This is a genomic window from Rhodopseudomonas boonkerdii, assembly GCF_021184025.1.
GTDB lineage: Bacteria > Pseudomonadota > Alphaproteobacteria > Rhizobiales > Xanthobacteraceae > Tardiphaga > Tardiphaga boonkerdii.
In genome coordinates this window covers 3,853,485-3,879,177 of record NZ_CP036537.1, presented here as the reverse complement: position 1 = coordinate 3,879,177, position 25,693 = coordinate 3,853,485, and the positions used below count along the sequence as shown (strand labels likewise).

The following is a 25,693-nucleotide window of genomic DNA, read 5'->3' as shown; positions in this document are numbered from 1 at the left end:
CATCCTACGGTCTCAGCTCTTATACGGCGGGCGCGGGATGCTCTGATGCGCCGCGCGTAGGGCGGCCGACCAGCGCGAGCGCAGATCGTGGAAATAGGGTTCGCCAGCCTCGATGCGGTGGTTGAGATCGGCGTCACAGACATCGGTGCGCACCACCAGCACATCGATGGGCAGGCCGACGCCGATATTCGAGCGCATGGTCGAATCCATCGAGATCAGGCCGGTTTTCAGCGCGTCATAAAGTTCGACATCGTAATGCATGGCACGGTCGAGCACCGGCTTGCCGTATTTGTGCTCGCCGATCTGCAGATAGGGCGTGTCCACGGTACATTCGATGAAGTTGCCCGCCGGATAGATCATGAACATCCGCATCTTCGCGCCGGCGATCTGGCCGCCGAACAGGAAGGAGACGTCGAAGCTGATGTCTTCCGCCTGTAGCGCCTTGCCTTCGGTGGAACTGACATGCCGGATCGCGCGACCGATGCGCTTCGCTGCCTGGAACATGGTCGGCGCGTTCATCAGCGTCTCGATCTCGCCAGTGTCGGGATTCTCCAGCCCCTCGCTCAGGGTTGAGAGCACCGACTGGCTGATGGCGAGATTGCCGGCGGAGGCGATCGCCATGATACGTTCGCCTGGTTGGTTGAAGATGTGCAGCTTGCGGAAGGTGGAAACGTTGTCGAGCCCGGCATTGGTGCGCGTGTCCGCGATCATCACCAGGCCGTCCTTCACCAGAATTCCGCAGCAGTAAGTCATCGCCAGCCTCTCGAACCTGAAAAGCGTCTTACGCTCAGGCGGCGGGGCGGGCAACCTCGTCCTGTAGGGTGGGCAAAGCGGTGCCCCCTTGTCCACCCGGCCCAAAGTGGTGGGCACGCACGCTGCGCTTTGCCCACCCTACAGATCAACTCTGGAACTGCGACTGGCCGCGATCCGAGACTTTGTCAACGCGCACTGCCACGGTCAGCGTTTCCATGCCGCCACCATAGCGGGTGCCGCGCACCGGCGCAGCGCCGAGGTAATCAAGGCCAATGGCGATGCGGGCGTGGGCGTCAGTGGTGCAGATGGCATTGGCCGGATCGAAGCCGATCCAGCCGAGCCCAGGCACATGGGCTTCTGCCCAGGCATGGCCGGCCTCCTGCTGATTCGCCCCATCGGCCCGCCAGAAATGGCCGGAGACGAAGCGGGCGGGGATGCCGCCGACCCGGGCGCAGGCAATGAAGATATGCGCGTAGTCCTGGCACACGCCGCGCTTCAGCGAAAAGGCCTCGCTGGCGGTGGTGCCGCTGCTGGTGGGATCGGTGTCGAAGATCATATGCGCGTTGATGCCGAGCATCAGCGCATGCAGATAGCCAAGCGGGTCATGCTCGGGCGAAGGCGTCAGTTCACGCGCGAACGTCTCCATCGCCGGCGTGACGTCGGTGAGATTTGTGGGGCGCAGGAACAGGCTGGGCGGAAAGCGCTCGTCAGTGCCGCGCAGCACGCCGCCGGTGTCCTGGGTCTCGATGAGGCCCTCCACGGTGATGGTAAGGTCCGACAGCGGCCCATGGGTCAGCACATGGGTGACGTTGCCAAACGCATCCTCATGCCTGTCGAGGCGCGAGTCGGTGGAGACGTCGATCTGCCAGTCCGCCACATACTGACTGTCATGGCTGCCGGGAGTCATGCGCAGAATCTGGATGACGCCGGAAGCCGGCGGCTCGTAGCGATAGGTGGTGGAATGGGCGATGCGGAGGCGCATGTTTAAATCGAGTTGTGTCAGATCAGATATTGCTTGCCGATGATTTCGCCCAGCCGATTGTTGTCGGCAATGAATTCCTGAATGAATTCATGCAGGCCGCGCTGGAAGATATCGTCGATATGGCTATGTTCAAGCCGGTTGCGGATGCCGCGCGCATGGCGCTGGGCCGCACCTTGGCGGCCATAGGCGACGCCGATCTGGTCGAGGTTGCGGACGAGATTACCGTAGCAGCTCGCCAGCGACCGCGGCAGCGTGTCGTTGAGGATCAGGAGGTCCGCGATGAGCCATGGCTTCAGCGTCTCGCGATAGACCCAGTGATAGGCCGTCAGCGCCGAGACCGAGCGCAGGATCGAGGTCCACTGATAGTAATCGAGGGGGCCGCCGACATGCTCGTCCTGCGGCAGCAGCAAGTGATATTTCACATCGAGAATGCGCGCGGTGTTGTCGGCGCGTTCCAGATGCAGGCCGAGCCGCGAGAACCAATAGGCGTCGTTGCGCAGCATGGTGCGATAGGCCGAACCGTCGAAGCGCAGCGACGTCTCCTGCACGAAGCGCAGGAAGCGCGCGAGCTGCTCGCGCGATTTGGTGCCGTTGTTCCACACCGACTGCAATTCCAGCCAGGCGCCGTTGATGGTGTCCCACATCTCGCCGGTCAATGCGGTGCGCACCGAGCGCGCATTGAGGCGCGCGGCCTCGATGCAGTTGCGGATCGATGACGGATTGCCCGGCGCGAAAGCGATATATTCGACCACGCTCTCTTCATCGGCGACCGCGTGACAATTGTAGAATCCGGCGCTGATGCCTGCGGTCTGCAGCGCCGAGTCCCATTCGTTGGTCTGGCCGACATACGCGCTCGGCAGCGCGGTGACGCGCAGCGTCGCCTCTATGGTGCGTGCGAGATATTCGGCGCGCTCGATATAGCGGGCCAGCCAGTAGAGATTTTCAGCGGTGCGCGACAGCATGGTGTTACTCGATGGCCTCGTGTCCTGGGCGCGCAGCGGCATGTTTATGCCGCTGCGCAGAACCGGAACCGCACGAATGTAAGGTGTTTGTGGCGGTCCCGGTTTTGCAAAGCATCGCCGCGCTTCGCTTGCGCTGCATTGCGCCCGGGACACGGGGAGCGGCCATCATCTCACTCATCCAGAATCCACGTATCCTTCGTTCCGCCGCCCTGGCTCGAGTTCACCACCAGCGAACCCTCCTGCAACGCCACGCGGGTGAGGCCGCCGGGCACGATCCGGCTTTCCCTGGCGCCGGTGAGCACGAAGGGGCGCAGATCCACATGGCGCGGCGCAAGGCCGGTCGCGGTGCAGGTTGGGCAGGTGGAGAGCGCCAGCGTCGGCTGGGCGATAAAGCCTTCCGGTTCGCGCTTCAGCTTGTCGCGGAAAGCTTCGATGGTCGCCTTCGTCGCGGCGGGGCCGATCAGCATGCCGTAGCCGCCGGAGCCATGCACTTCCTTGACGACGAGGTCGCCGAGATTGTCGAGCACGTAAGCGAGATCGCCAGCCTCGCGGCAGCGCCAGGTCGGCACGTTCTTCAGGATCGGTTCTTCGCCGAGATAGAATTTCACGATGTCCGGCATGTAGCTATACATCGCCTTGTCATCGGCGATCCCGGTGCCGACAGCGTTGGCCAGTGTGATATTGCCCGCCATATAGGCCGACATCAGACCGGGGACACCGAGCGCGGAATCCGGACGGAAGGTGAGGGGATCGATGAAGTCGTCGTCGAGCCGGCGATACAGCACGTCCACACGCTTCAGCCCTTCGGTGGTGCGCATGAACACCTCGTCGCTCTTCACGATGAGGTCGCGGCCTTCGACCAGTTCGACACCGAGCTTGTCGGCCAGAAACGAATGCTCGTAGAAGGCCGAGTTGTAGACGCCCGGCGTCAGCAGCGCGACAGTCGGTTCGGTGGAGGCCGAGCGCGGCGCCACCGAACGCAGGCAGGACAGCAACTCGTCCGGATATTTCTCCACCGGCGCAACGCGATGTCGCGCGAACAGGTCGGGAAACAGCCGCATCATGATCTCGCGGTTCTCCAGCATGTAGGAGACCCCGGAGGGCGTGCGCGCATTGTCCTCGAGCACGTAAAATTCGTTGGGGTCGGTGCGGACGATGTCGATCCCCGCAATATGCACATAGACATCGTGCGGCACGTCCTGGCCGTTCATCTCCGGCCGGAACACCGGATTCTGAAAGATCAGATCGTCCGGCACCACGCCCGCGCGAAGAATGTCGCGGCCGTGATAGATATCCTTAAGGAACATGTTGATGGCGCGGGTGCGCTGCTTCAATCCCGTTTCCAGCCGCGTCCATTCCCGGCCGGAGATGATGCGCGGGATGACATCGAAGGGGATCAGTCGTTCGGTGGATTCCGCCTCGCCATAGACGGCGAAGGTGATGCCGATGCGGCGAAACAGCAACTCGGCTTCTTGCCGGCGATGTTCGAGTGCGTCCGGCGGCGTCTCTTCGAGCCAGCGTGAGAGCTCCTCATAGGCGGGTCGGAGCGCGCCATCGAGCCCATTCATTTCGTCGAACGCGACTGCCATATACCCCTGACTGTGTTCGAGGCCGTGTCCAAGATTGCACGACTAAAGGAGACGGTAGCAAGGGGCGGGCCAGCGCGATATGCATTCTGGACGAGCAATTCGTAGGGGGCGCGGAAAAGCTGCCCTAAAAAACGGCTGGACGCTGCACGTTTAGGCGGCATAACCGGATGACATCGGGGCTGTGCCTGCGCATGGTGCCTGATCAGGCGAGGAAGTGAGACATGACCGAGATCGTGACAGCGTCCATTCTGGTGATCGGCGACGAAATTCTGTCCGGCCGGACCAAGGACAAGAACATCGGCTATATCGCCGAATACCTCACCAATATCGGCATCGACCTCAAGGAAGTCCGCGTCGTCTCCGACGACGAGGCCGACATCGTTGCGGCGCTCAACGCGCTGCGCCAACGCTATGACTACGTTTTTACCACGGGCGGCATCGGGCCGACCCATGACGACATCACGGCGGATTCCGTCGCCAAAGCCTTTGGTGTCAGCATCGATCACCACCCGGACGTCGTGGCACGTTTCCAGGAGCGTTTTGGCGCGGACCTCAACGAAGCCCGCTTGCGCATGGCGCGCATTCCGGACGGCGCGGATCTGATCCAGAGCGCGACGATTCTGGCGCCGGGTTTCAAGATCGAGAACGTGATCGTGATGGCCGGTGTGCCCAGCATCATGCAGGCGATGATGGACATCGTGGCACCGAAGCTGCGGTCGGGCCTGCGCATGCTGTCGGACACCGTGAAGGCCAATGCCAGGGAAGGCGATGTCGGCGGCCCGCTGCGCGAAATCGCCGCAGCACATCCTGATACGATTATCGGCAGCTATCCGTTCATGGACGAGCAGGGCAAGCCGAACACCAATCTCGTGGTGCGTTCGCGCGACCAAGCCAAGCTCGACGCCGCCATGAATGCGGTGAAGGAGATGCTTGCGGGGCTCGCCGCCGCGAAGTAACAGGCGAGCCGTTTTTCAAGGAGTAAGATATGGCTGAGCATCCGGAGCTGAGCGCGCAGGAGCGTGCCGGCAAGGCCTTTCCAGTGTCGTGGGATCAGTTCCATCGCGACTGCCGCGCACTGACCTGGCGGCTCAACAGCGTGGGGCCATTTGAAGCCATCGTCGCGATCACCCGCGGCGGTCTCGTGCCGGCGGCGATCGTGGCGCGCGAACTCGGCGTGCGCGTGATCGATACGGTTTGTATCGCCAGCTACGCACATAACAAGCAGGGTGAGTTGCAGATACTGAAGGGCATTTCCGATGCCACGGCGAAACTCGGCAATGGCACCGGCAAGGGGATCTTGATCGTCGACGATCTCGTCGACACCGGCAAGACCGCGCGCATGGTGCGCGAGATGCTGCCCGACGCGCATTTCGCGACGGTCTATGCGAAGCCGATGGGGCGTCCGCTGGTGGATACGTTCATCACCGAAGTCTCACAGGATACGTGGATCTTCTTCCCGTGGGATCTCGGCCTGTCGTTCCAGCCGCCGATGCGGGATGGGGCGGCGTAAGCTCCAACTGTCATACGCGCCCAATGTCATCACCCGCGAAAGCGGGTGATCCAGTAAACACAGGCGGAGCGGCTTGATCGATAGGCCGGCGTTTACTGGATCGCCCGGTCGAGCCGGGCGATGACAGATAGAGCAAGGGAGACGCGCCATATGCCCCTTCAAAACCGCGTCACCCCGTTCGGCGACATCGTCGCCGTGCCCGCCCGCGGCATGTTCACCGGCAATCGCGGCATTATCCATGACCCTAACACAAAGACTCTGCTGAATCGCCGCTGGTCCAACCCGGCCTGGATCACCTGCGTCTGTGAATTCCGTGGCCGCCGCCGCGATGTGATGGCGCGGCAAAGCTGGACCGAACTGTTTTTCCTGGATGAGGCCACATCCTTCGCCGCCGGCCATCGCCCCTGCTTCTATTGTCGCCGCGACGACGCCAACCGGTTTCGCACTGCATGGGAGCTGGGCAACGGCGTCACCGGCGTGAAGGCGACCGAGATCGATCGCGTGCTGCATGCGGAGCGGCTGGATGGGCGAGGAAAGCGATTGCATTCGATCGACGGGGCGATCGAGGCGCTGCCGGAAGGTGCGATGGTCGAGGCGGATGGCGAGAGCTATCTGATCGCACATGGGGGTGTGTGGCGATGGTCATTTGCGGGCTACGCGGAGCACGACGGTGCTCTGCACGATGCGCAATTGCTGACGCCACCATCAACGATGCGGGCGTTACGCGCCGGATACAGGCCGGTGCTGCATCCAAGCGCGTCCCCACACACCCCACCCTCATCCTGAGGAGCGGCAGGCCGCGTCTCGAAGGATGGCCGTGAGGCTCAGCTAGCTCATGGTTCGAGACGGCACTTCGCGCCTCCTCACCATGAGGAGCGGAGTGGCTACCCCAGCCTCTCCCGCGCCTGCTTCGCCCCCGCACCGAGCGCCCGCAGTTTCGCTTCCGAGATATCCCGCTGCGTCGGCGCCATGCCGCAATTGGTGGTCGGCACGATGCGTTCTTTCGGCACATGCTTCATCACGGCCTCGATGGTGGCGACCACATCCTCCGGCGTCTCCACGACGTCGCTCGCGACATCGATCACACCGGCCTGCACCACCTTGTTCTTCAGCAGCCCGAGCAATTCCAGCGGTACGCGGGAGTTGCGGCATTCGATGGCGACCTGCTGGATGTCAGAAGCATCGATGGCCGGGAAGATCTCCTCATATTGCCGCCATTCGCCGCCGAGCGTTTCCTTCCAGTCCGTATTGGCCTTGATGCCATATCCGTAACAGATGTGAACGGCGGTGGCACATGTCAGCCCTTGTGCCGCCCGCGCGAGCGCTTTCACGCCCCAGTCAGCCGCGTCCTTCATGAACACGTTGAAAGCCGGCTCGTCGAACTGGATCATGTCGACGCCGTCGGCCTGCAAGGCGCGCGCTTCCTGATTGAGCAGTTCGGCGAAGGCGAATGCCATCTCGATGCGATCGCTGTAATGACTGTTCGAGAGCGTGTCGATGATGGTCATCGGGCCGGGCAGGGTGAACTTGAATTTGCGCGTCGTATGCGCCCGCACGATCTGCGCTTCGAAATCATGCACGCGGCCAGACAGTTTCAGGGGCGCGATCACTTGCGGAACCATCGCCTTGTAGCGATCGTTGCGTATGCCCATCTCGACCTTGTTTCTGAAATCGATGCCCTCGACCTTTTCCAGGAAGCCGTGGACGAAATGCTGTCGCGCCAGCTCGCCGTCGGTGACGATGTCGACGCCGGCGTCTTCCTGTACCTTCACCGCCAGTAGCGTGGCGTCGCGCTTGGCGCGCTGCAGCTCCTCGCCCTGTGAGCGCCAGGTCGGCCAGAGCTTGTTGGGCTCGGCGAGCCATTCGGGCTTCGGCAGCGAGCCGGCGATGGTGGTTGGAAACAGCATTGTTCGCTCCCCGGAATTGTCCGTTCTGGCGCCTGTCTGCCATGTTCCAGGGGCTGTGTACATGCTCCGTCATTGCGAGCGTAGCGAAGCAATCCAGCTCTTTCTTCTTGGCTTTCTGGATTGCTTCGCTACGCTCGCAATGACGAAGAGAGGGAGAACCCCCCATGATCGACCTGCATTACGCGCCGACACCGAACGGCTGGAAGATCACCATCATGCTGGAGGAATGCGGCCTGCCTTATCGGGTGGTGCCGATGCAGCTCGGACGCGGCGATCAGCATAGGCCGGAATTCCTGAAGCTGTCGCCGAACGGCCGTATGCCCGCCATCGTCGATCACGCGCCTGCTGATGGCGGTGCCCCCATCACGATGTTCGAGAGTGGCGCGATCCTGATCTATCTCGCCGAGAAATCCGGCCGCTTCATGCCGTCCGAGCAGCGCGGCCGTTTCGATGTGGTGCAATGGGTGATGTGGCAGATGGGCGGGCTCGGGCCCATGCTCGGCCAGAACGGCCATTTCCTGCTCTATGCGCCCGAGAAGATTCCTTATGCCATCGACCGCTACACGCGCGAGGCCAAGCGCCTCTATGGCGTGCTTGACGCGCATCTCGCGGATGGCCGCGATTATATCGCGGGCGACTACTCTATCGCCGACATCGCCTGCTTTCCGTGGATCATGACCCACAAGGCGCAAGGCTTGACGCTCGATGATTTCCCGAATGTGAAACGCTGGTACGCGCTGCTTCGCGCCCGTCCGCAGGTACAGGCCGGCCTCGCGGTCGGCAAGGCCGAGCGCAAACCGATGGACGAGCAGGCGCGGAAGATCATGTTCGGCGTGGATCAGCCGTCGCATGCGCAGGCGCAGCAGCAATGAAACAAACTCTGCCCTCATCCTGAGGTGCGAGCCCTTGCGAGCGTCGAAGGATAGCAGCGAACTCCGGCGTGCTCGCCGTCGTCCTTCGAGGCCTCCGCTACGCTCCGGCACCTCAGGATGACGGCTACGTAACAACAAAATGAGGAAACACCCATGATCGAATTCTTCTTCGATTGCTCCAGTCCCTGGACTTATCTCGCCTTTCATAACATCCAGCCGCTGGCGAAGGAGTTTGACGCCGAAATCGCCTGGCGGCCGATCCTGGTCGGCGGCATTTTCAACACGATCAATCCCTCGGTCTATGCCTCGCGCGAAACGCCGGTGCCGGCCAAAGCGCGCTACATGAAGAAAGATCTCGGGGATTGGGCGCGCTCCGCCGGCCTCACCATCAAGATGCCGCCCAGCGTGTTTCCCGTGAACAGCGTCAAGGCCATGCGCGGCTGCATCTGGCTGCAGCGCGAGCAGCCGGGCAGGATGGTGCCGTTCGCTCGCGCGGTGTTCGAAATCTATTGGGGGGAGGACCGGGACATCTCGAAGGACGAGGTGCTGACCGAGGTCTGCACGCGCAGCGGCGTCGATCCCGCGCGCTTGTTCGCCGGCATCAATGAGCAGGCCATCAAGGATCAGCTCAAGATCAACACCGATGAGGTGATGGCGCGCGGCGGCTTCGGCTCGCCCACCATCTATCTCGACAAAACCGACATGTATTTCGGCAATGACCGCTTGCCGCTGATTCGCGAGGCGCTGCAGCGTCGCAAAGCGAGCGCCGTCTGATGCCCAGAGCCATTGTCTGCCGTGAACTCGGTCCGCCCGAAACGCTGCGCCTCGAGGAATTTGCAGCACAGCCCTTGAAGCCCGGACAGATCCGTATCCGCATCCGTGCCGCCGGCATCAATTTCCCGGATATCCTGATGGCCGCCGGCGAATATCAGCTCAAGCCCGAACTGCCGTTCACGCCCGGCATGGAAGCCGCCGGCGACATCAGCGAGATCGCCGATGACTTGAAAGGTTTCAAGCTTGGCGACCGCGTCATCGTCAAGCTGCGCTTCGGCGGTTATGCGGAGGAGGTCGTGGTGTCTCCATCGCAGCTCACGCCACTGCCCTCGACCTTCGACTATGCGGAAGGCGCCACCTTCCTCGCCGCCCACGGCACCGCGCATCACGCGCTGGTGGATCGCGGACAACTGAAGTCCGGCGAGGTGCTGCTGGTGCATGGCGGCGGCGGCGGCGTCGGCCTCGCGGCCGTCGAGATCGGCAAGCTGCTCGGCGCCACCGTCATCGCTGCGGCGTCGTCGGAAGAGAAGCTGGCGGTGGCCAAAGCGCGCGGCGCCGAGCACTGCATTGTCTACGGTGCCGAGCCGTTCAGGGACGCGGTGAAGCGCATCACCGAGGGGAAGGGCGCCGATGTGGTGTTCGATCCGGTCGGCGGCGATATCTTCGAACAGAGCTTGCGCTGCATCGCCTGGGGCGCGCGACTGTTGGTGATCGGTTTCACCGGCGGCATCGGAGTCGCGAAGACGAATCTCGTGCTGATCAAGGGCGCCAGCGTGCTCGGCGTCCGCGCCGGTGAGGCCGCGCGACGCGATCCCGCGATCGGCGAGGCGCGCATCGCGGCGCTGCTCGCATGGGCCGAAGCCGGCAAGATTCGCCCCAATGTCTCGCATCGTCTGCCACTCGCCAATGTTGCACAAGCAATGCGCTTGCTGACCGATCGAAAGGCAATTGGGCGCGTGGCGCTGCTGATGGAGTGATCAAAGTTTGGTCATTTCGAACACGATGTTCCTTTACGATTATGCCCGTACAACGTGTGTCACAGGTGAGGATGACCATGTTGAAGCACACAAAAATTCTCTATCGTATTGCTCTGTCCGCTATTCTTCCTTTGATCATCGTTGCCGCCATGGCGGCGTATGAAATCGCCAGCAAGGCGAACGTTTACGCCGAGATGGACCGGCTCGAGCCGGTCGCCGCAGGTGTCACCAAGCTCAGCCGCCTCGTGCATGAATTGCAGAAGGAGCGCGGCATGACCTCCGCTTTCGTCAGCAGCAAGGGCGCGCAGATGCGCGGCGAGCTGCCGGAGCAGCGCAAACGCACCGATGCGGAGCGCGCGGTTGCCGTCTCCGCGCTTGGCGAACTGAAGCGCGCGACAGCGACCGACCTCGCGTCGGCCGCCGATCGTGCCGCCGATATCATCGGCAAGCTCGACGGGCTGCGCAGCGAGGTGGACAGCCTTGCCATCGCGCCGTCCGCCGCGGTTGGTCGCATGACCGAGACCATCGCAAGGCAGATCGCCGTCATTACCGGCATCGCCAAGCTCAGCACCGATGACGATATCTCCAAGGCGATCTCCGCCTATGCCAATCTGATCGAGGGCAAGGAGCGGGCAGGGCAGGAGCGCGCCCTCAATGCCGGCGGCATCGCCGCCGGCAAGTTCGAACTGCCCGCCTTTTCGCGCGGCATTGGTCTGGCTGCCGGTCAGGAAGGTTTCTTCGCCGCCTTCCGCGCCTCGGCGACGCCGCAGGCGCTGGAGCTGTTCACGCGCACCATGTCGGGCCCGGTGATTGAGCGCGTCGATGCCATGCGCAAGACCATCGAGCAGGGTGGCCTCACCGGGGATTTCAAGTCGCTGGACAGCAAGACATGGTTCGACGCCAGCACCGCCCGCATCGATCTCTTGAAGGCCGTCGAAGACGGTCTCGCCGATCAGCTCGCTAAAACGGTCGCGAGCAAGAAGGCAGATGCGGCCCGCACGCTGACCATGGCCTCCGTGCTGATGCTGTTGGCATTGCTGATCAGCGGCGCCGCGGTGCTCGCCATGGCGCGCAGCATCACGCGTCCGATCGGCGTGCTGTCGGCTTCGATGACCGATCTCGCCAATGGCGATGTGACCACCGACATCGTCGGCACCGATCGTCGCGATGAGATCGGCGGCATGGCGCGCGCAGTCGCCGTCTTCAAGGACAACATGATCAAGACCAACGAGCTGAGCGCACGCGAGGCCGAGGAGATCAATCGCCGCAGCGCGCGCACGGCGCGCGTGACGGAACTGACCGGTCGCTTCGACGAGGAGATCGGTGCCTTGCTGTCGTCGTTGACGACGGCATCGTCGCAGCTTCAGGGTACGGCGGAGTCGCTGAGCTCCACGGCGGGCGAAACCATCCGTCAGGCGACCGTCGTGACCGCCGCGTCGACGGAGACCTCGACCAATGTGCAGACCGTCGCCGCGGCTGCGGAGGAGCTGTCGAGCTCCGTGGTCGAGATCGGCCGTCAGGTCTCGCATTCCGCCGCCATCGCCCAGAAGGCAGTGGAGGAAGCCGGCCGCACCAATGACACCGTCATGGCGCTGTCGTCCGCGGCCGAGCGCATCGGCGATGTCGTCAATCTCATCACCGAGATCGCCAGCCAGACCAACCTGCTCGCGCTCAACGCGACCATCGAGGCCGCGCGTGCCGGCGATGCCGGCCGCGGCTTCTCGGTGGTGGCGTCAGAGGTGAAGAGCCTTGCCGGCCAGACGGCGAAGGCCACCGAGGAAATCCGTGCCCAGATCGCGGCGATCCAGTCGTCGTCCGGCGATGCCGTCGATGCCATCCGCGCCATCACGGGCACCATCGGCAGCATCAACGAGATCGCATCCTCCATCGCCAGCGCGGTGGAAGAGCAGAGCGCGGCGACGCAGGAAATCGCGCGGAATGTCCAGCATGCCGCCCAGGGCGCCAACGAGATTTCACGCACCATCAGCGGCGTCACCGACATGGCCGGCGATACCGGCTCATCGGCGGGCGAAGTGCTGTCGGCCTCCGACGATCTCGCCCGGCAGTCGGGCCAGATGCGCGATCAGGTCGAGCGTTTTCTCGCTGCGATCAAGGCCGCGTAAGCGTCGCCGTCGGCCGGATTATGCTTTCGGCTCATCCGCCCGACGGAAGCGCCCATCTGTCAAAAACGCGATGGTCTGCGCGATCGCCTCCTTGTTCTTCATCATGAACGCGTGCGAGGCGGGGATCACGATGTGATCGGCCATGCCTTCCAGCCGCGTGCGCGCGACGGTGACGCGGCCATCATTGGCACCCGGCAGCATGAAACGTGAAGCGATGGGATCGAGCGAGCGATTGCCGGCGATGACGCCGACCGGATAGTCCACCGCAGGCAGCAGGGATTCGGTGGTGGCGTCGCGTGCCGTCACCAGTTGCTGGCCGGCCGGGCCGAAATACAGCCGGTACAGTAGCCGCGTTCTGAGAGCATCGGCGATCTCGCTGCCTCCGTTCGGCGTGCCCAGCATCACCACGCGGCCGAGGCGCGCGGGGCGGTGCCGCGCGATATAAACGCGCGCCAGCAGGCCGCCCATCGAATGGCAGACGAAATGCGTGCAGCCTTCATTCGCTGCGGTGAAGGGAGCTATGGCGGGATGGATATCATCCGCCAGGTCGGACAGTGCCTTGTGCCGGCTGGGATAGCCGATGTTCCTTGTGGCGAAGCCGGCTTTGTCCACCGCCTGCTGCAGCTTGATCAGGGAGCGGAACGAACGGCTGATGCCGTGCAGGAAAACGACGCCCTCGGATGGACGATCGGAGGGCGTCGAATAAGTCATGATCTCGCTTGCAAGGTCCTATTTGTATTCGCGCTCGTCCCACCATGGGAAGTAATCGGGCATGTCGGCGCTGACCTTGTTCTTAAACTCGGCGGGGCGTTTTTCAAGGAAGGCGACGACGCCTTCCTTGACATCTTCCGAGCGCCCGCGCGCATAGATGCCGCGGCTGTCGATCTTGTGGGCTTCCATCGGATCGTCCATAGCGGAAAGGCGCCACATCATCTGGCGGATCAGCGCGACCGAGACCGGTGCGGTCTTCTCCATGAAGGTTTTCGCCAGCGCGCGGGCGGTGGGCAGCAAGTCGTCATGCGCCACGACCTTGCTGACGAGCCGTCCGGCCAGTGCTTCCTGCGCCGGGAACACGCGGCCGGAATAGCACCATTCCAGCGCCTGCGAGATGCCGACGATGCGCGGCAGGAACCAGCTCGATGCCGCCTCCGGCACGATGCCGCGCTGGGAGAACACGAAGCCGAAGCGCGCGTTTTCCGAGGCGATGCGGATGTCCATGGCGAGCTGCATGGTGGCGCCGATGCCGACTGCCGGGCCATTGATGGCGCCGATGACAGGCTTGAGGCATTTGAACATGCGCAGCGTCACCTGGCCGCCGCCGTCGCGCACCATCGGATCGCTGTAATCGACCTTGCCGTCGGCGTTGCGCTTCACCGGGCCGCGTCGCGCATCGCGGTCGAAGGTGTCGGCGCCGGAGGAAAGGTCTGCACCTGCGCAAAAACCGCGGCCGGCGCCGGTGATGATGATGGCGCGCACATTGTCGTCGGCGTCGGCCTTGTCGAAAGCGTCGATCAGCTCCGCCTGCATGGTGGCGTTATAGGCGTTGAGCTTGTCGGGGCGGTTCAGCGTGATGGTGAGGATCTGGTCCTCGACGCTGTAAAGGATGGTCTCATAGGCCATGTCGGTTTCTCTCCCGTTTTTGTTTTGTTGGGCGGTGGTTCGCCGTCGATTGTAGCGTGTAGGATGGGTAGAGCGAAGCGAAACCCTTCACCGCAGGCGTGTGCGGTGATGGGTTTCGCTTCGCTCTACCCATCCTACGGAATTACAACGGCCGAAATTACGTCGGCACTTTCGGCCACGGCTTCTGCGGCCCGCGGATGCTCTCGAAGAATTTCGCCATCTTCAGCACGCCGTGATCGTCGAAGCGGCGTCCTGCGATCTGCAGACCGATGGGAAAGCCTTTGGCGCTGTAACCGGCATTGATCGACGCGGCCGGATTTTCCGCCATGTTCCATGGCACGGTATAGCCGATATGGTCGAGCGGATGCTTGCTGTCATTGGTCGGCGCGGGGAGCTCCGCCGCGTAGCTCACGATCGGCGCCACCGGTGACAGCATGTAGTCGAGATCGGCAAAGGCCTTCGCTGCATTGGCGCGGATCGCCATCGTGCAGTTGAAACCGCGCACCACATCGCCGCCGGAGAGCTGCGAACCGCCTTTCGCCCACTCGAAGATGAAGGGCAGGATCTTTGCCTGTGCTTCCGGCGATAGTTTCGAGATGTCATCCCATGCGCGGGCACGCCAGAACGCGTCGAGGCCCCTGAGATGATCGCCATTCATCACCCAGGGCACCTCGACGACGGTCGCGCCGGCTGCTTCAAATGCTTTCGCCGCGGCGCGCACGGTCTCGCGCACCTCGTTGTCGAGCGGCAGGCCGAAATCCACATCGAGCGTAAGACCGATGCGAACGCCTTTCGGCGCGAATCCGTCCAGTGAGGTCCATGCAATGTCTGCCGGCGGCAGGCTCATGCCATCGCGCGCGTCTGGCAGCGACAGCACGCTCATCATCAAGGCGGTGTCGTCGATGCTGCGCGTCATCGGGCCGGCGCAGCGGCCGACAAAGGGCGGATCGATCGGTACGCGGCCGAGGCTCGGCTTCAACGTGGCGAGGCCACACCAGCCGGCGGGCAGGCGCACGGAGCCGCCGATATCCGTGCCGAGATGCAGCGGGCCATAGCCTGCTGCGGCAGCCGCACCGGCGCCGGCCGAGGAGCCGCCGGGATTTTGCGAAAGGTCCCACGGATTGCGCGTCAAGGCGTGGAAGCTGGAGACGCCCGACGACAGCATGCCGTAATCGGGCATGGTGGTCTTGGAGAAGATCACGGCACCGGCTTCGCGCAGCCGCGCCGCCGGCGGCGCATCGACCGGCGAGGGCACCAGCGGCATCGCTGCCGTGCCGAGCGGAATCGCGTGCCCCTTGGTGGCGATGTTCTCCTTCACCGTGGTCGGCACGCCGTCGAGCGGGCCGACCGGTGCCCCCTTCGCCCAGCGTGCCGTCGATTCCTTCGCGACGGCGCGGCCGGTATCGGGGTCGAAAGCATAGAGCGCGTGAAGATGCGGCTCCCACGTTGCGATATGGGAGAGCACATCCTCAAACGCTTCGCTCGGCGAGAATGTTTTCGCCTTGTAGCCGGCGATCAGCTCGGTCGCCGACATTTCGTGGAGCGCGGTGGCCTTGCTGATCCCGTCACTCATGGCGCTTACACCGGCAGCCGGGTTTCGACGATGCGGGCGAACATGCTGGCTCCGATGGGGAGGATCTTGTCATCCAGATAGTAGCCGGGATTGTGCACCGGCACCGAGCCGTCATGGCCGACCCAGAAGTAAGCGCCGGGCACCGCATGCAGCATGTCGGCGAAATCTTCCGAGCCCATCTTCGGCTTCGAACGCGTGATCACATTGGCGTCGCCCACGATGGTACGCGCGACTTCTTCCACGGCCTTGCTGTGCTCTTCCTGATTGACCAGCACGCTGAAGCCGTCGCGGATGTCGACGGTGATCTCGACGCCGAAGGCCGTCGCGATACCTTTGGCGAGAGCATGCATGCGATCACGGATCTGCTGGCGCACGGTTTCCGAGAAGCAGCGCACGGTGCCGCACAGTTTCGCGTCGTCGGGAATGACGTTATAGGCCGAACCCGAATGGATCTGGGTGATCGACAACACCGCCGACTGGAATGGGTCGATATTACGGCTAACGATAGACTGCATCGCCTGGCCGAGCGTCATGGCGATCACCACGGGGTCCTTCGAGCGTTCCGGCATCGCGCCATGGGCGCCATAGCCCTTGATGTGGATATCGAAGAAATCCGCCGCCGCCATCGCGGGGCCGGGGAAGATGCCGACCTCGCCGTGATTCATGTCGGGCGCATTGTGCAGGCCGTAGATTTCGTCGCAGGGAAACTGCTTGAACAGCCCGTCCTTGATCATCGCGCGGGCGCCGCCGAGGCCTTCTTCGGCGGGCTGGAAGATGAAATGCACGGTGCCGTCGAAATTACGGGTCTCGGCGAGATAGCGCGCGGTGCCGAGCAGCATGGTGGTGTGGCCGTCATGGCCGCAGCCGTGGAAGCGGCCGGGAATGGTCGAGCGCCAGGCGAGATTGGTGTTCTCCTCCATCGGCAGCGCGTCCATGTCGGCGCGCAGGCCGATGCGCTTGGTACCGTTGCCCTTGCCCTTCAGCGTGCCGACCACGCCGGTGCCGCCGAGACCGCGATGCACCTCGACGCCCCAGCTGGCGAGCTTGTCGGCGACGATGCCGGAGGTGCGGACTTCCTCGAAGCCGATTTCCGGATGTGCGTGAAGATCGCGGCGGATGGCGGTGAGTTCGTCAGCGAAGGCGTCGATGCGTTCGAGTGTGGGCATGATGGGTTCCTCGGATGAGTAGATGAAACGACTTTCTTACTTGTCCCGGACGCGATGCGGCATGTCTTCATGCCGCTTCGCAGAGCCGGGACCGTAGCAGGCTCCGGCGTTTGGTAAGGTCCCGGCTCTGCGAAGCGATACTGCGTATCGTATCGCGTCGGGGCACGAAGAGTTACGGCGCGAGACCTGGCGACGTCGTGTCAGGCGTGAACGGCACGCCGTTCGGCTTCAGCTTGAGGCCTGGCCGCAGGTGCTTCCAGGGGAGCACCGACGTATCCGCCGGCATCGCGCCGGGTGCGGCGCAGATCAGAAGCGCGCCGGCGATCGGCTCGAAGTCGGCGCGGAAATGCACGGAGCTCTTGTTGACGAGGATGTTCTGTTCGGTCGGCTCGATGCCGACATAGCGATACATCGACTGATCGGCGAGCTGCGCCTTGTATGAGGAGATCACCACGCGGACATCGTCGATGCGCAGGCAGGCCGAGGGGCCCATATCCATATCGCGGCCGCCGTAATAGGGGCCGGGCGCGACGAACTTGCCGTCTGAAAGCTTCTCGACAACGAATGTGTTCTCATAAGGCGCATCGCCGGGAATGCCCGACTTGCCGCCGATGGCGAGTTTCATCGTGGCGCCTTCGCCGGCCGCATGGGCCGCAGCGGCGGCGGCGGGATCGTAGATCACGCCATGGGCGGCCTTGACAGCTTTGTTCCTCACCAGCGCGCGGAGCATGCCGGTGGTGTCGCTGTCGCCGCCGGCACCGGGATTGTCCTGCGTATCCGCAATTACGACAGGTTTGGTCAGCGTCTTTGCCAGCTCCATCGCATGCAGCACGCCTTCATCCGGCTGATAGATCTTGCCGTCGAAATCGTTCTCGTGGCCCATCACCAGCTTCACAACCGTCTCCGCCGCCGCTTCGGCATCGGCCTGCGTCACGCCATAGGCAAACACGCTCGGGCAGCAATCCTTGAAATCCGCCGCCGGAAAGCCCGGGCAGAACGACAGCGTCGGCACCTGATCGTCTTCCAGCGCCGCGAGCTTCTGATAGATGCTTTTCGTGGGCTCGTCGTTGGTGCATTGCCAGCTGATCGGGATCAGGAACGGCAATTGCCGGAACGCCTTGGCAAAGCGATTGCCGGCCAGCAGCAGTGCCAGATGGCGGGCGCAGGCGCGGCCGGTGTCGGCCATGTCCACATGCGGATAGGTGCGATAGGCAATGAGCGCGTCGGTGTATTCGACCGTCTCAGGCGAGATGTTGCCGTGCAGGTCGAGGCTGACCACGAACGGAATGTCCGGTCCGATCACCTCGCGCACGCGGCGCGTGATCTCGCGCTCGCCATCGTCGAAATGTTCGGCCACCATCGCGCCGTGCAGGTCGAGATAGACGGCGTCCACCGGCAGCGCTTTCCTGATGCCGTCGATCATTTCGCCGACGATGCGCTCGAACGCGTCCTTCGTCACATGCGCCGAGGGGCTGGCTGCCGCGGCGATCGTCGGGACCAGTTCCCAGCCGCGCGCGGTCGCTTCCTCATTGAAGCCGGCAAGGCCGACATTGATGCCGCGCATTACCTTGAGCACATCGGCGCCGTGTGTCATCGACGGCCATCCGCCGCCATGCACGAAGGCCTCATAGGTGGCCTTGGTGGGCGCGAAGGTGTTGGTCTCGTGCAGGAAGCCGCCGACGGCGATACGGGTCATGATGGCACTCGGTTCGCAAAGTTATCGTCATTCCGGGCTGGGCCGAAGGCGCAGACCCGTAATGGCGCAGAGGGATCGCACATAGAGTTCAAGCGATGGCGATAGTTCTTGGCCTGCATGGTTCGAGACGCCCGCTTTGCGGGCTCCTCACCATGAGGGTCTTCTACAGCGATATGCTCAACCCTCATCCTGAGGAGCGGCCGCTTGGCCGCGTCTCGAAGGATGGCAACGGGATGCCGTAAGTTTCATATGCGATAACCCTGCGGAACGACGGAATGGGTTAAACGGCCGACGCCACCACAGCGCCATCGACCGGACGGAAGTTCGCGAAATCCCATCCTCGTCCGGGCGCGGCGTCAAGCAGCTGGCGCGTATAGGCCTGCTGCGGATTTGCAAGGACATCCGCCGCCGGACCCTGTTCCACCACTTTGCCGTGCTGCATCACGGCCACGTCATCGCAAATCTGCGCGGCGACGCGAAGGTCGTGGGTGATGAACAGGATGGCGATGCCGAGGCGGGTCTGGATGTCGTCCAGCAGCTTCAGCACCTGCGCCTGCACCGAAACGTCGAGTGCGGAGACGGCTTCGTCCGCCACCAGGACTTCCGGCTCCAGCGCAAGCGCGCGCGCAATGGCGATGCGCTGGCGCTGGCCGCCGGAGAACTGATGCGGATAGCGCGACACCGCATCCGGCGGCAGACCGACGAGTTCGAGCAGCTCGCGCGCGCGCGCCATCGCTGCCGGGCGCTTCACGCCGAAATTGATCGGCCCTTCGATGATGGATTCACCGACGGTGATGCGCGGATTGAGCGAGCGATACGGGTCCTGGAACACGATCTGGATCTTCTTGCGATGCGGCTGCAGCGCATGGCGCGACAGGTCCGAGATCTCGCGGCCGGCGAGGCGAACGCCGCCCGAGGTCGGATCGATCAGGCGGACGATGCAGCGGGCGACGGTGGACTTGCCCGAACCGCTTTCGCCGACGATGCCGAGGGTGCGGCCCTTGCGCAGCGTCAGCGTCACATCCTTGGCTGCATGCACTTCGCGCGGCTTTCCGAACATCGAACGTTCGCGATAGACCTTGCCGAGCTCATTGGCTTCCAGCACCACCGGATTGAAGCCTTCCTCGACACGCGGCGGGCGCGGCACGAGGCTCGGCACGGCGGAGAGCAGGTTGCGCGTATAGTCCATGGTCGGCGCGCTGAGGATCTGCTTCAGCGGTCCGGTTTCCACCAGCCGGCCCTGACGCATCACCGCGACGCGGTCGGCGATGTCGGCCACCACGCCCATGTCATGGGTGATGAACAGCACGGCGGTGCCGTGATCCTTCTGCAGGTCGCGGATCAGTTTCAGGATTTGCGCCTGGGTGGTGACGTCGAGCGCGGTGGTCGGCTCGTCGGCGATCAGCAGTTTCGGCTCCAGCACCAGCGCCATGGCGATCATGATGCGCTGGCGCTGACCGCCGGAGAGGCGGTGCGGATAGGACGCGAAAATGCGCTTCACGTCGGGCAGGCGCACCTGCTCCATCATGTCGAGAATTTTGGCACGACGCGCGGAGGCCGAGAGGTTCGTGTGGGTGCGCAGCACCTCGTCGATCTGCTTGCCCACGGTGACGACCGGATTGAGTGCCGTCATCGGCTCCTGGAAGATCATCGCCATGGTGGTGGCGCGGAGGTCGCGCAGGCGGCGATCATTCGCCTTCAGCACGTCCTCGCCGACCAGCTTGATGCTGCCGGAGGTCGCCTTCAGCGAGTCCTTTGGCAACAGGCCCATGGTGGCCAGCGAGGTCACCGACTTGCCGGAGCCGCTTTCGCCGACCACGCAAAGCGTTTCGCCCTGGCGCACCTGCAGCGATACGCCGTCGAGGATGCGCTTGCCTTTACCGTCCTTGCCGACGGCGACGACGAGGTTCTCGATATCGAGAGCGATGGGACGTTCGTTCAAGGGGGTGCTCTCGTTGAGTACAGGTTTCACGATGTCGTTCACTTGCCGGCCTCCCGCTGCTGCATGCGGGGATCGAGGGCGTCGCGCGCGGCGTCGCCGATCAGGTTGACCGACAGAATGGCGACGGACAGGAGAAGTCCGGGCCAGAAGATCAGCGAGGGCTTGACCTGGAAGAAGGCGCGGCCCTCGGCCATGATGTTGCCCCAGGTCGGCGTTTCCGGCGAGATGCCGGCGCCGAGGAAGCTCAGGATCGCCTCGGTGAGAATGGCGGAAGCCGCGATGAAGGTGCCTTGCACGATCAGCGGCGCCACGGTGTTCGGCACCAGATGCTTCCACATGATCTTCGGCATGCTGGTGCCGAGCGAGATCGCCGCTTCCACATAGGGCTCTTCACGTGCCGACAGCACCACCGAGCGGACCAGACGCGCCACGCGCGGAATCTCCGGAATGGTGATCGCGATCAGCACGGTGGTCAGCGTGGCGCCGGAGAGCGACACGACCGCGATCGCCAGCAGCACGCCTGGCATCGCCATCAGGCCGTCCATGACGCGCATCAGGATGGCGTCCATCCACTTGAAGAAGCCGGAGAACAGGCCGATGCACAGGCCGATCACGATGCTGGTGACGGCAGCGCCGAGACCGATCAGCAGCGAGATGCGGCCGCCATAGAGAATACGCGCCAGCACGTCGCGCCCATAGGCGTCGGTGCCGAGCAGATATTCCGCGCTGGCCGGCTTCAGGCGCATCGCGGGCGCCAGCAATTGCGGGTCGTGCGAGGTCAGCCACGGAGCGAAGATCGCGGACAGGATCACCAGCGTCAGACAGATCGTCGCGATCGCGATGATCGGTGTTGCCGTGAGAAAGCCGAGCGACGGACCGCGGCGCGAGGGAAGGGCGGGATTGGGGAGAGACTCGATCGCCATCGGATACGACTTCCTAGTAACGAATTCTGGGATCGAGCAATGCGTAGGCAAGGTCGATCAGCAAATTGACACAGACATAGACGCCTGAGGTGAGCAGGATCATGGCCTGGATCACCGGGAAGTCGCGCGCCAGCACGGCGTCGACGGTGAGGCGTCCGATGCCGGGCAGGTTGAACACGCTCTCGGTGACGACGACGCCGGAGATCAGCAGCGCGAAGCCGGTGCCGATCACGGTGATGACGGGGACGGCCGCATTGCGCAGCGCGTGGCGGAACAGCACCGAGCCTTCATTGATGCCCTTGGCACGCGCGGTGCGGACGAAGTCCTCGCCAAGCACGTTGAGCATCGCCGCGCGCGTCATGCGCGCGATCAGCGCCACATAGACGAATGAGAGCGCGACGGTGGGGAGCACCATGCGTTCGAAGAACGGACCGAAACCACGGGTGATGCTGCGGAAGCCCTGCACCGGCACCCAGCGCAGCTCGATCGCAAAGATCTGCACCAGCACATAGCCGATGACGAAAACAGGAACGGAGAAGCCGATCACCGACAGCGCCATGACGAGACGATCGATCCAGGTGCCATGCTTCCATGCGGCGATGACCCCGAGCGGGATCGCCACGCAGATCGAAACCAGCATCACGCTGAGCGCGACGCTCAAGGACGGCTCGATGCGCTGATTGACCATCTGCAGCACCGGCACGTTGGAGATCAGCGAGGTGCCGAAGTCGCCATGCAGCAGGCGCCAGACCCAGCTGAAGAACTGCGTATAGAGCGGCTCGTTGAGACCGAGCGAGGTGCGGATGCGCTCGAGCTGTTCCGGTGTCGCATTGTCGCCGGCGATGATCGCGGCGGGATCGCCCGGCGTCAGGCGCAACAGCAGGAATACAAACAGCGCCACCACGCCCATGACGGGAATGGCCGCCAGAATACGGCGAATGAGATATCCGAGCATAACGTTGTCCTATTGGTCGTGTTGATCGAACGTAACTGGACCATATCGGTCAACCGGAAACGTCACGGGCGCACAGTAATTGATCTTCATCAGTCCGACAGTCGCGGTGCACCTCAACCCGAAATTCATTAGCATTCAAAAGAGCAAGACCCGTGCCAGCTTCGGTTCGCGTCGCGGTATGCACGGCGCGAACCGGGCGAGGCTGCATTAATCCAGTGTCGCCAGCAATCCCGCCATCAGGCGGCCGCGATCCACCAGGCTTTGCGCGATGATATATTCGTTGAGCGTGTGCATGTCGGCGCCATGCACGCCGAGGCCGTCAAGTGTCGGGATACCCATGGCGCCGGTAAAATTGCCGTCGGAACCGCCACCCTTGCTGCCATGGGTCAGTTCGGGCAGGCCCAGGCCGGCATTGATGGCCTTGGCCTTCTCGAACAGCGCCATGGTGGCCGCGGAGGGTTCCCACACCGGTCGCGTCACGCCGCGGGTGACCTTGAACTGCACGTCATTCTCGGTACCCGAGAGAGCGAGCATGCGCTCGACACCCTTGTCGAGATCTTCCTGGCGTTTGGCCATGCTGAGCGCTTCGCCGGTGCAGGAGGAGGCGACGCAATTGACCCATTGTCCGCCATGCACGATGCCGACGCTGAAGGTGCAATCCGGGCCGGTCATCTCGTCGATCTGCACGATCTTCTTGGCCATTTCGCGGATCGCCGAGCGGCCGTTCGACAGCGTGGCGCCGGAATGGCTGGGGCGGCCGATGGTTTCGAGATTGAAGCGGGCAATGGCATAGCGCCCCGATGTCACGCCGTTATTGGCGCTGCCCGGCTCGGGCACCAGCACATATTTGTTGCGCGCGGCTTCGGCTTCGATGATGTCGCGGGTGGAGGGCGTGCCGACTTCCTCATCCGGCGTGAACAGCACGGTAATCGGCAGCGGCGTGGTGTAGGAGATGCGCATGAGCTGGCGGATCGCTTCGAGCGACAGATAGTTGCCGCCCTTCATGTCGCAGATCGCGGGACCGTAGCAGCGTTCGCCGTCACGTCGCCATTTCAGCTTCTCGATGGTCCCGATCGGATGCACGGTATCCATGTGGCCGGCGATCAGAATGCCGGGCTCGCCGAATTTCGGATGTGGAAAACGCGCGCGGATGCAGCCGCCGAAACCCTGACGTCCCGCGATGCGCTCGATGGTCGCACCCATGATCTGCATGTCGCGGGCGGCGAGGTCGAGCATGCTGTTGACGGCGTTCGCGTCCCAGGTGGGGCTTTCGCATTCGACCCAGACGCGCAGGCCTTTCAACATGTCTTCGAGATCGAAGGGGAGTTCGGCGGGATTCATCAAGTCATTCCTCTTGGGTGAGAACTTTTGGTCGTCAATGAACGCTCGCGACATGAGGTGACCACCGGGTGATCATGTCTTGAGCGCTCATGCGCGACATTGCAGCAGCGTGATTGCCTTTGCAAATTAACGATGCACATCGCCACAGATCGTTGCGGAGATGTTCTGTCGAGCAGACTTTGGAACGAGTCGATGCACCGCGTTGAAAACACGATTGACCCGCATCGCGCTTGATGCAAGGCTTTGATGCCTAATTGATAAAGGCAATATGCGAAGGGGCTCAAAATTCCATCGCATTGCACAATCGATCATCGATCGATGATGAGATTCCAGTCAGGAGAGATTGAGTGTTTGATATGTCACGTTGGCTGCGTTCCGCGGCCATCACGAAATTTGCGCTGCCGGGTTTGGCGGTTGCGGCTGCCCTCGCGTTGCCGGTGCTGTCGTCGCCTGTGCATGCGGCCGGCAAGACCATCACCGCCGTGATGCATTCCGACCTGCGCGTGCTCGATCCCGGTATCACGACCGGCTATATCGTCCGCGATCACGGCTATATGGTTTACGACACGCTGCTCGGCATGAACTCGAAATACGAGATCAAGCCGCAGATGGCCGACTGGAAGGTCTCCGACGACAAGCTTGTCTATACATTCACGCTGCGCGACGGCCTGTTGTGGCATGACGGCAAGCCGGTGACGGCGGAAGACTGCGTCGCCTCGCTGCAGCGCTGGGGCCGCAATGACGGCATGGGCCAGAAGCTCATGGATTTCACCAAGAGCATCGAGGCGCCCGACGCCAAGACCATCGTGCTGACGCTGAAGGAGCCCTACGGTCTCGTTCTGGATTCGATCGCCAAGCCGTCGTCGCTGGTGCCGTTCATGATGCCGAAGCGTCTCGCCGAAACACCGGCAGGCAAGGCGATTTCCGAGCAGATCGGCTCGGGTCCCTTCAAATTCGTGCAGTCCGAATTTCAGCCGGGCGTGAAGGCCGTCTACGAGAAGTTCAAGGAGTACAAGCCGCGCTCCGAGCCGACCGACTGGCAGGCTGGCGGCAAGGTGGTGAAGGTCGATCGCGTCGAGTGGATCACCATGCCCGATGCGCAGACCGCGGTGAATGCGCTGCAATCGGGTGACATCGACTTCATGGAAAACGGTCCCTACGATCTGCTGCCGGTTCTGTCGAAGGATCCGGAGCTTCAGATCGAAGTGCTGAACCCGCTGGGCTTCCAGACCTTCGGCCGCATGAACTTCCTCAACCCGCCCTTCGACAATCCGAAGATTCGCCGTGCCGCCTTTCTGGCGATGAGCCAGAAGCCGGTGCTGGATGCGCTGGTCGGCGATCCCCAATATTACAAGGTCTGCGGCGCGGTGTTCGGCTGCGATACGCCGAATGCGACGGATGTCGGTTCGGAAACCCTTGTGAAGGGCAATGGCGTCGAGGAAGCCAAGAAGCTGCTCGCCGAGGCGGGTTATGACGGCACGCCCGTCGTGATCATGGCGCCGACCGATGTGACCACGCTCAAGGCTCAGCCGATCGTTGCCGCGCAGTTGCTCCGCAATGCCGGCTTCAAGGTCGAGGTGCAGGCGACCGACTGGCAGACGGTGCTCAGCCGTCGTCCGAGCCAGAAGCCCGTGAAGGAAGGCGGCTGGAACATGTTCTTCTCGAACTGGGTTGGCGCGGACATTCTCAATCCGATCAGCAATGTCGCGACCTCCGGCCGTGGCAAGAGCAATGGCGGCTGGTTCGGCTGGAGCGAAGATGCCGAGCTGGAAGTGCTGCGCGACAAATATGCGCGTGCGACCACGCCGGAAGAGCAGAAGAAGCTCGCTGCAGAAGTGCAGAAGGAGATCTACGACAAGGTGATCTACATCCCCCTCGGCGAATACAAGGTTCCGAGCATCTGGCGCAAGTCGCTGACCGGTGTCACCAAGGGTGCCGCCATTCCGATGTTCTGGAACATCGACAAGAAGGAAGACTGATCGAAATCCGCAAGGCGGATGAGGCTGCGCTCATTCGCTTTACGGTTCT

Annotated in this window: 22 protein-coding genes; 8 read left to right on the top strand and 14 right to left on the bottom strand. The window is 63.1% G+C overall.

Going from position 1 to position 25,693, the window contains the following annotated elements; genetic code table 11:
- Window positions 1-12: 12 nt before the first annotated feature.
- From E0H22_RS17820 to E0H22_RS17805, 4 genes are all read right to left on the bottom strand, one after another.
- Entirely contained in the window at window positions 13-753 is a 741-nt protein-coding gene (locus E0H22_RS17820) for a proteasome-type protease (protein ID WP_233022326.1), read from the bottom strand.
- Window positions 754-898: 145 nt separating this feature from the next.
- Window positions 899-1,735 (bottom strand): transglutaminase family protein, encoded by an 837-nt coding sequence (locus tag E0H22_RS17815; RefSeq protein WP_233022325.1) that lies wholly within the window; start codon window positions 1,733-1,735, stop codon window positions 899-901.
- 17 nt (window positions 1,736-1,752) lie between these two features.
- The gene (locus E0H22_RS17810; protein ID WP_233022324.1) at window positions 1,753-2,697 is read right to left on the bottom strand and encodes an alpha-E domain-containing protein; all 945 of its coding nucleotides are present in this window, start codon (window positions 2,695-2,697) and stop codon (window positions 1,753-1,755) included.
- Between the two features lie 170 nt (window positions 2,698-2,867).
- Entirely contained in the window at window positions 2,868-4,286 is a 1,419-nt protein-coding gene (locus E0H22_RS17805; RefSeq protein ID WP_233022323.1) for a circularly permuted type 2 ATP-grasp protein, read from the bottom strand.
- Window positions 4,287-4,507: 221 nt separating this feature from the next.
- Here E0H22_RS17805 and E0H22_RS17800 point away from each other — a divergent pair, with 221 nt between their 5' ends.
- From E0H22_RS17800 to E0H22_RS17790, 3 genes are all read left to right on the top strand, one after another.
- Window positions 4,508-5,242: a competence/damage-inducible protein A gene (locus E0H22_RS17800; protein ID WP_233022322.1), complete on the top strand. Its 735-nt coding sequence runs from the start codon at window positions 4,508-4,510 to the stop codon at window positions 5,240-5,242.
- 29 nt (window positions 5,243-5,271) lie between these two features.
- Entirely contained in the window at window positions 5,272-5,796 is a 525-nt protein-coding gene (gpt, locus tag E0H22_RS17795) for a xanthine phosphoribosyltransferase (RefSeq protein WP_233022321.1), read from the top strand.
- A 150-nt stretch (window positions 5,797-5,946) separates the two neighbouring features.
- Window positions 5,947-6,582 (top strand): hypothetical protein, encoded by a 636-nt coding sequence (locus tag E0H22_RS17790; protein WP_233022320.1) that lies wholly within the window; start codon window positions 5,947-5,949, stop codon window positions 6,580-6,582.
- Window positions 6,583-6,680: 98 nt separating this feature from the next.
- Here E0H22_RS17790 and E0H22_RS17785 read toward each other — a convergent pair whose 3' ends face one another.
- A complete protein-coding gene (locus E0H22_RS17785; protein ID WP_233022319.1) occupies window positions 6,681-7,703 on the bottom strand; it encodes a methionine synthase in 1,023 nt (340 codons plus the stop codon).
- Between the two features lie 164 nt (window positions 7,704-7,867).
- Between E0H22_RS17785 and E0H22_RS17780 the strand changes: the two genes are divergently transcribed.
- From E0H22_RS17780 to E0H22_RS17765, 4 genes are all read left to right on the top strand, one after another.
- Window positions 7,868-8,575: a glutathione S-transferase N-terminal domain-containing protein gene (locus E0H22_RS17780; RefSeq protein ID WP_233022318.1), complete on the top strand. Its 708-nt coding sequence runs from the start codon at window positions 7,868-7,870 to the stop codon at window positions 8,573-8,575.
- A 153-nt stretch (window positions 8,576-8,728) separates the two neighbouring features.
- Entirely contained in the window at window positions 8,729-9,349 is a 621-nt protein-coding gene (locus E0H22_RS17775) for a 2-hydroxychromene-2-carboxylate isomerase (protein ID WP_233022317.1), read from the top strand.
- Window positions 9,349-10,326, top strand: coding sequence for an NADPH:quinone oxidoreductase family protein (locus tag E0H22_RS17770; RefSeq protein WP_233022316.1), 978 nt, complete (start codon window positions 9,349-9,351; stop codon window positions 10,324-10,326). The genes E0H22_RS17775 and E0H22_RS17770 overlap by 1 nt, the downstream gene beginning before the upstream one ends.
- Before the next feature lie 77 nt (window positions 10,327-10,403).
- A complete protein-coding gene (locus E0H22_RS17765) occupies window positions 10,404-12,449 on the top strand; it encodes a methyl-accepting chemotaxis protein (protein ID WP_233022315.1) in 2,046 nt (681 codons plus the stop codon).
- 18 nt (window positions 12,450-12,467) lie between these two features.
- Here the strand turns inward: E0H22_RS17765 and E0H22_RS17760 are convergent, their stop codons facing one another.
- The 9 genes from E0H22_RS17760 to E0H22_RS17720 form a co-directional block, all read right to left on the bottom strand.
- Entirely contained in the window at window positions 12,468-13,160 is a 693-nt protein-coding gene (locus E0H22_RS17760) for an alpha/beta fold hydrolase (protein ID WP_233022314.1), read from the bottom strand.
- 18 nt (window positions 13,161-13,178) lie between these two features.
- Window positions 13,179-14,069, bottom strand: a complete 891-nt coding sequence (locus E0H22_RS17755; RefSeq protein WP_233022313.1) for a crotonase/enoyl-CoA hydratase family protein — start codon at window positions 14,067-14,069, stop codon at window positions 13,179-13,181.
- A 157-nt stretch (window positions 14,070-14,226) separates the two neighbouring features.
- On the bottom strand, window positions 14,227-15,642 hold the full coding sequence (locus E0H22_RS17750; protein ID WP_233022312.1) for an amidase: 1,416 nt from the start codon (window positions 15,640-15,642) through the stop codon (window positions 14,227-14,229).
- A gap of 5 nt (window positions 15,643-15,647) precedes the next feature.
- Window positions 15,648-16,808 carry a M20 aminoacylase family protein gene (locus tag E0H22_RS17745; RefSeq protein WP_233022311.1) on the bottom strand — a complete coding sequence of 387 codons (1,161 nt, stop codon included), beginning with the start codon at window positions 16,806-16,808 and terminating at the stop codon, window positions 15,648-15,650.
- 172 nt (window positions 16,809-16,980) lie between these two features.
- Window positions 16,981-18,504 carry a M81 family metallopeptidase gene (locus E0H22_RS17740; protein ID WP_233022310.1) on the bottom strand — a complete coding sequence of 508 codons (1,524 nt, stop codon included), beginning with the start codon at window positions 18,502-18,504 and terminating at the stop codon, window positions 16,981-16,983.
- A gap of 280 nt (window positions 18,505-18,784) precedes the next feature.
- A complete protein-coding gene (locus E0H22_RS17735; RefSeq protein WP_233022309.1) occupies window positions 18,785-20,446 on the bottom strand; it encodes an ABC transporter ATP-binding protein in 1,662 nt (553 codons plus the stop codon).
- A 38-nt stretch (window positions 20,447-20,484) separates the two neighbouring features.
- The gene (locus tag E0H22_RS17730) at window positions 20,485-21,369 is read right to left on the bottom strand and encodes an ABC transporter permease (protein WP_233022308.1); all 885 of its coding nucleotides are present in this window, start codon (window positions 21,367-21,369) and stop codon (window positions 20,485-20,487) included.
- Between the two features lie 13 nt (window positions 21,370-21,382).
- A complete protein-coding gene (locus E0H22_RS17725; protein WP_233022307.1) occupies window positions 21,383-22,324 on the bottom strand; it encodes an ABC transporter permease in 942 nt (313 codons plus the stop codon).
- 207 nt (window positions 22,325-22,531) lie between these two features.
- Window positions 22,532-23,665, bottom strand: coding sequence for a M20/M25/M40 family metallo-hydrolase (locus E0H22_RS17720; RefSeq protein WP_233022306.1), 1,134 nt, complete (start codon window positions 23,663-23,665; stop codon window positions 22,532-22,534).
- A gap of 356 nt (window positions 23,666-24,021) precedes the next feature.
- Here E0H22_RS17720 and E0H22_RS17715 point away from each other — a divergent pair, with 356 nt between their 5' ends.
- Window positions 24,022-25,644: an ABC transporter substrate-binding protein gene (locus tag E0H22_RS17715; protein WP_233026412.1), complete on the top strand. Its 1,623-nt coding sequence runs from the start codon at window positions 24,022-24,024 to the stop codon at window positions 25,642-25,644.
- Window positions 25,645-25,693: the final 49 nt, after the last annotated feature.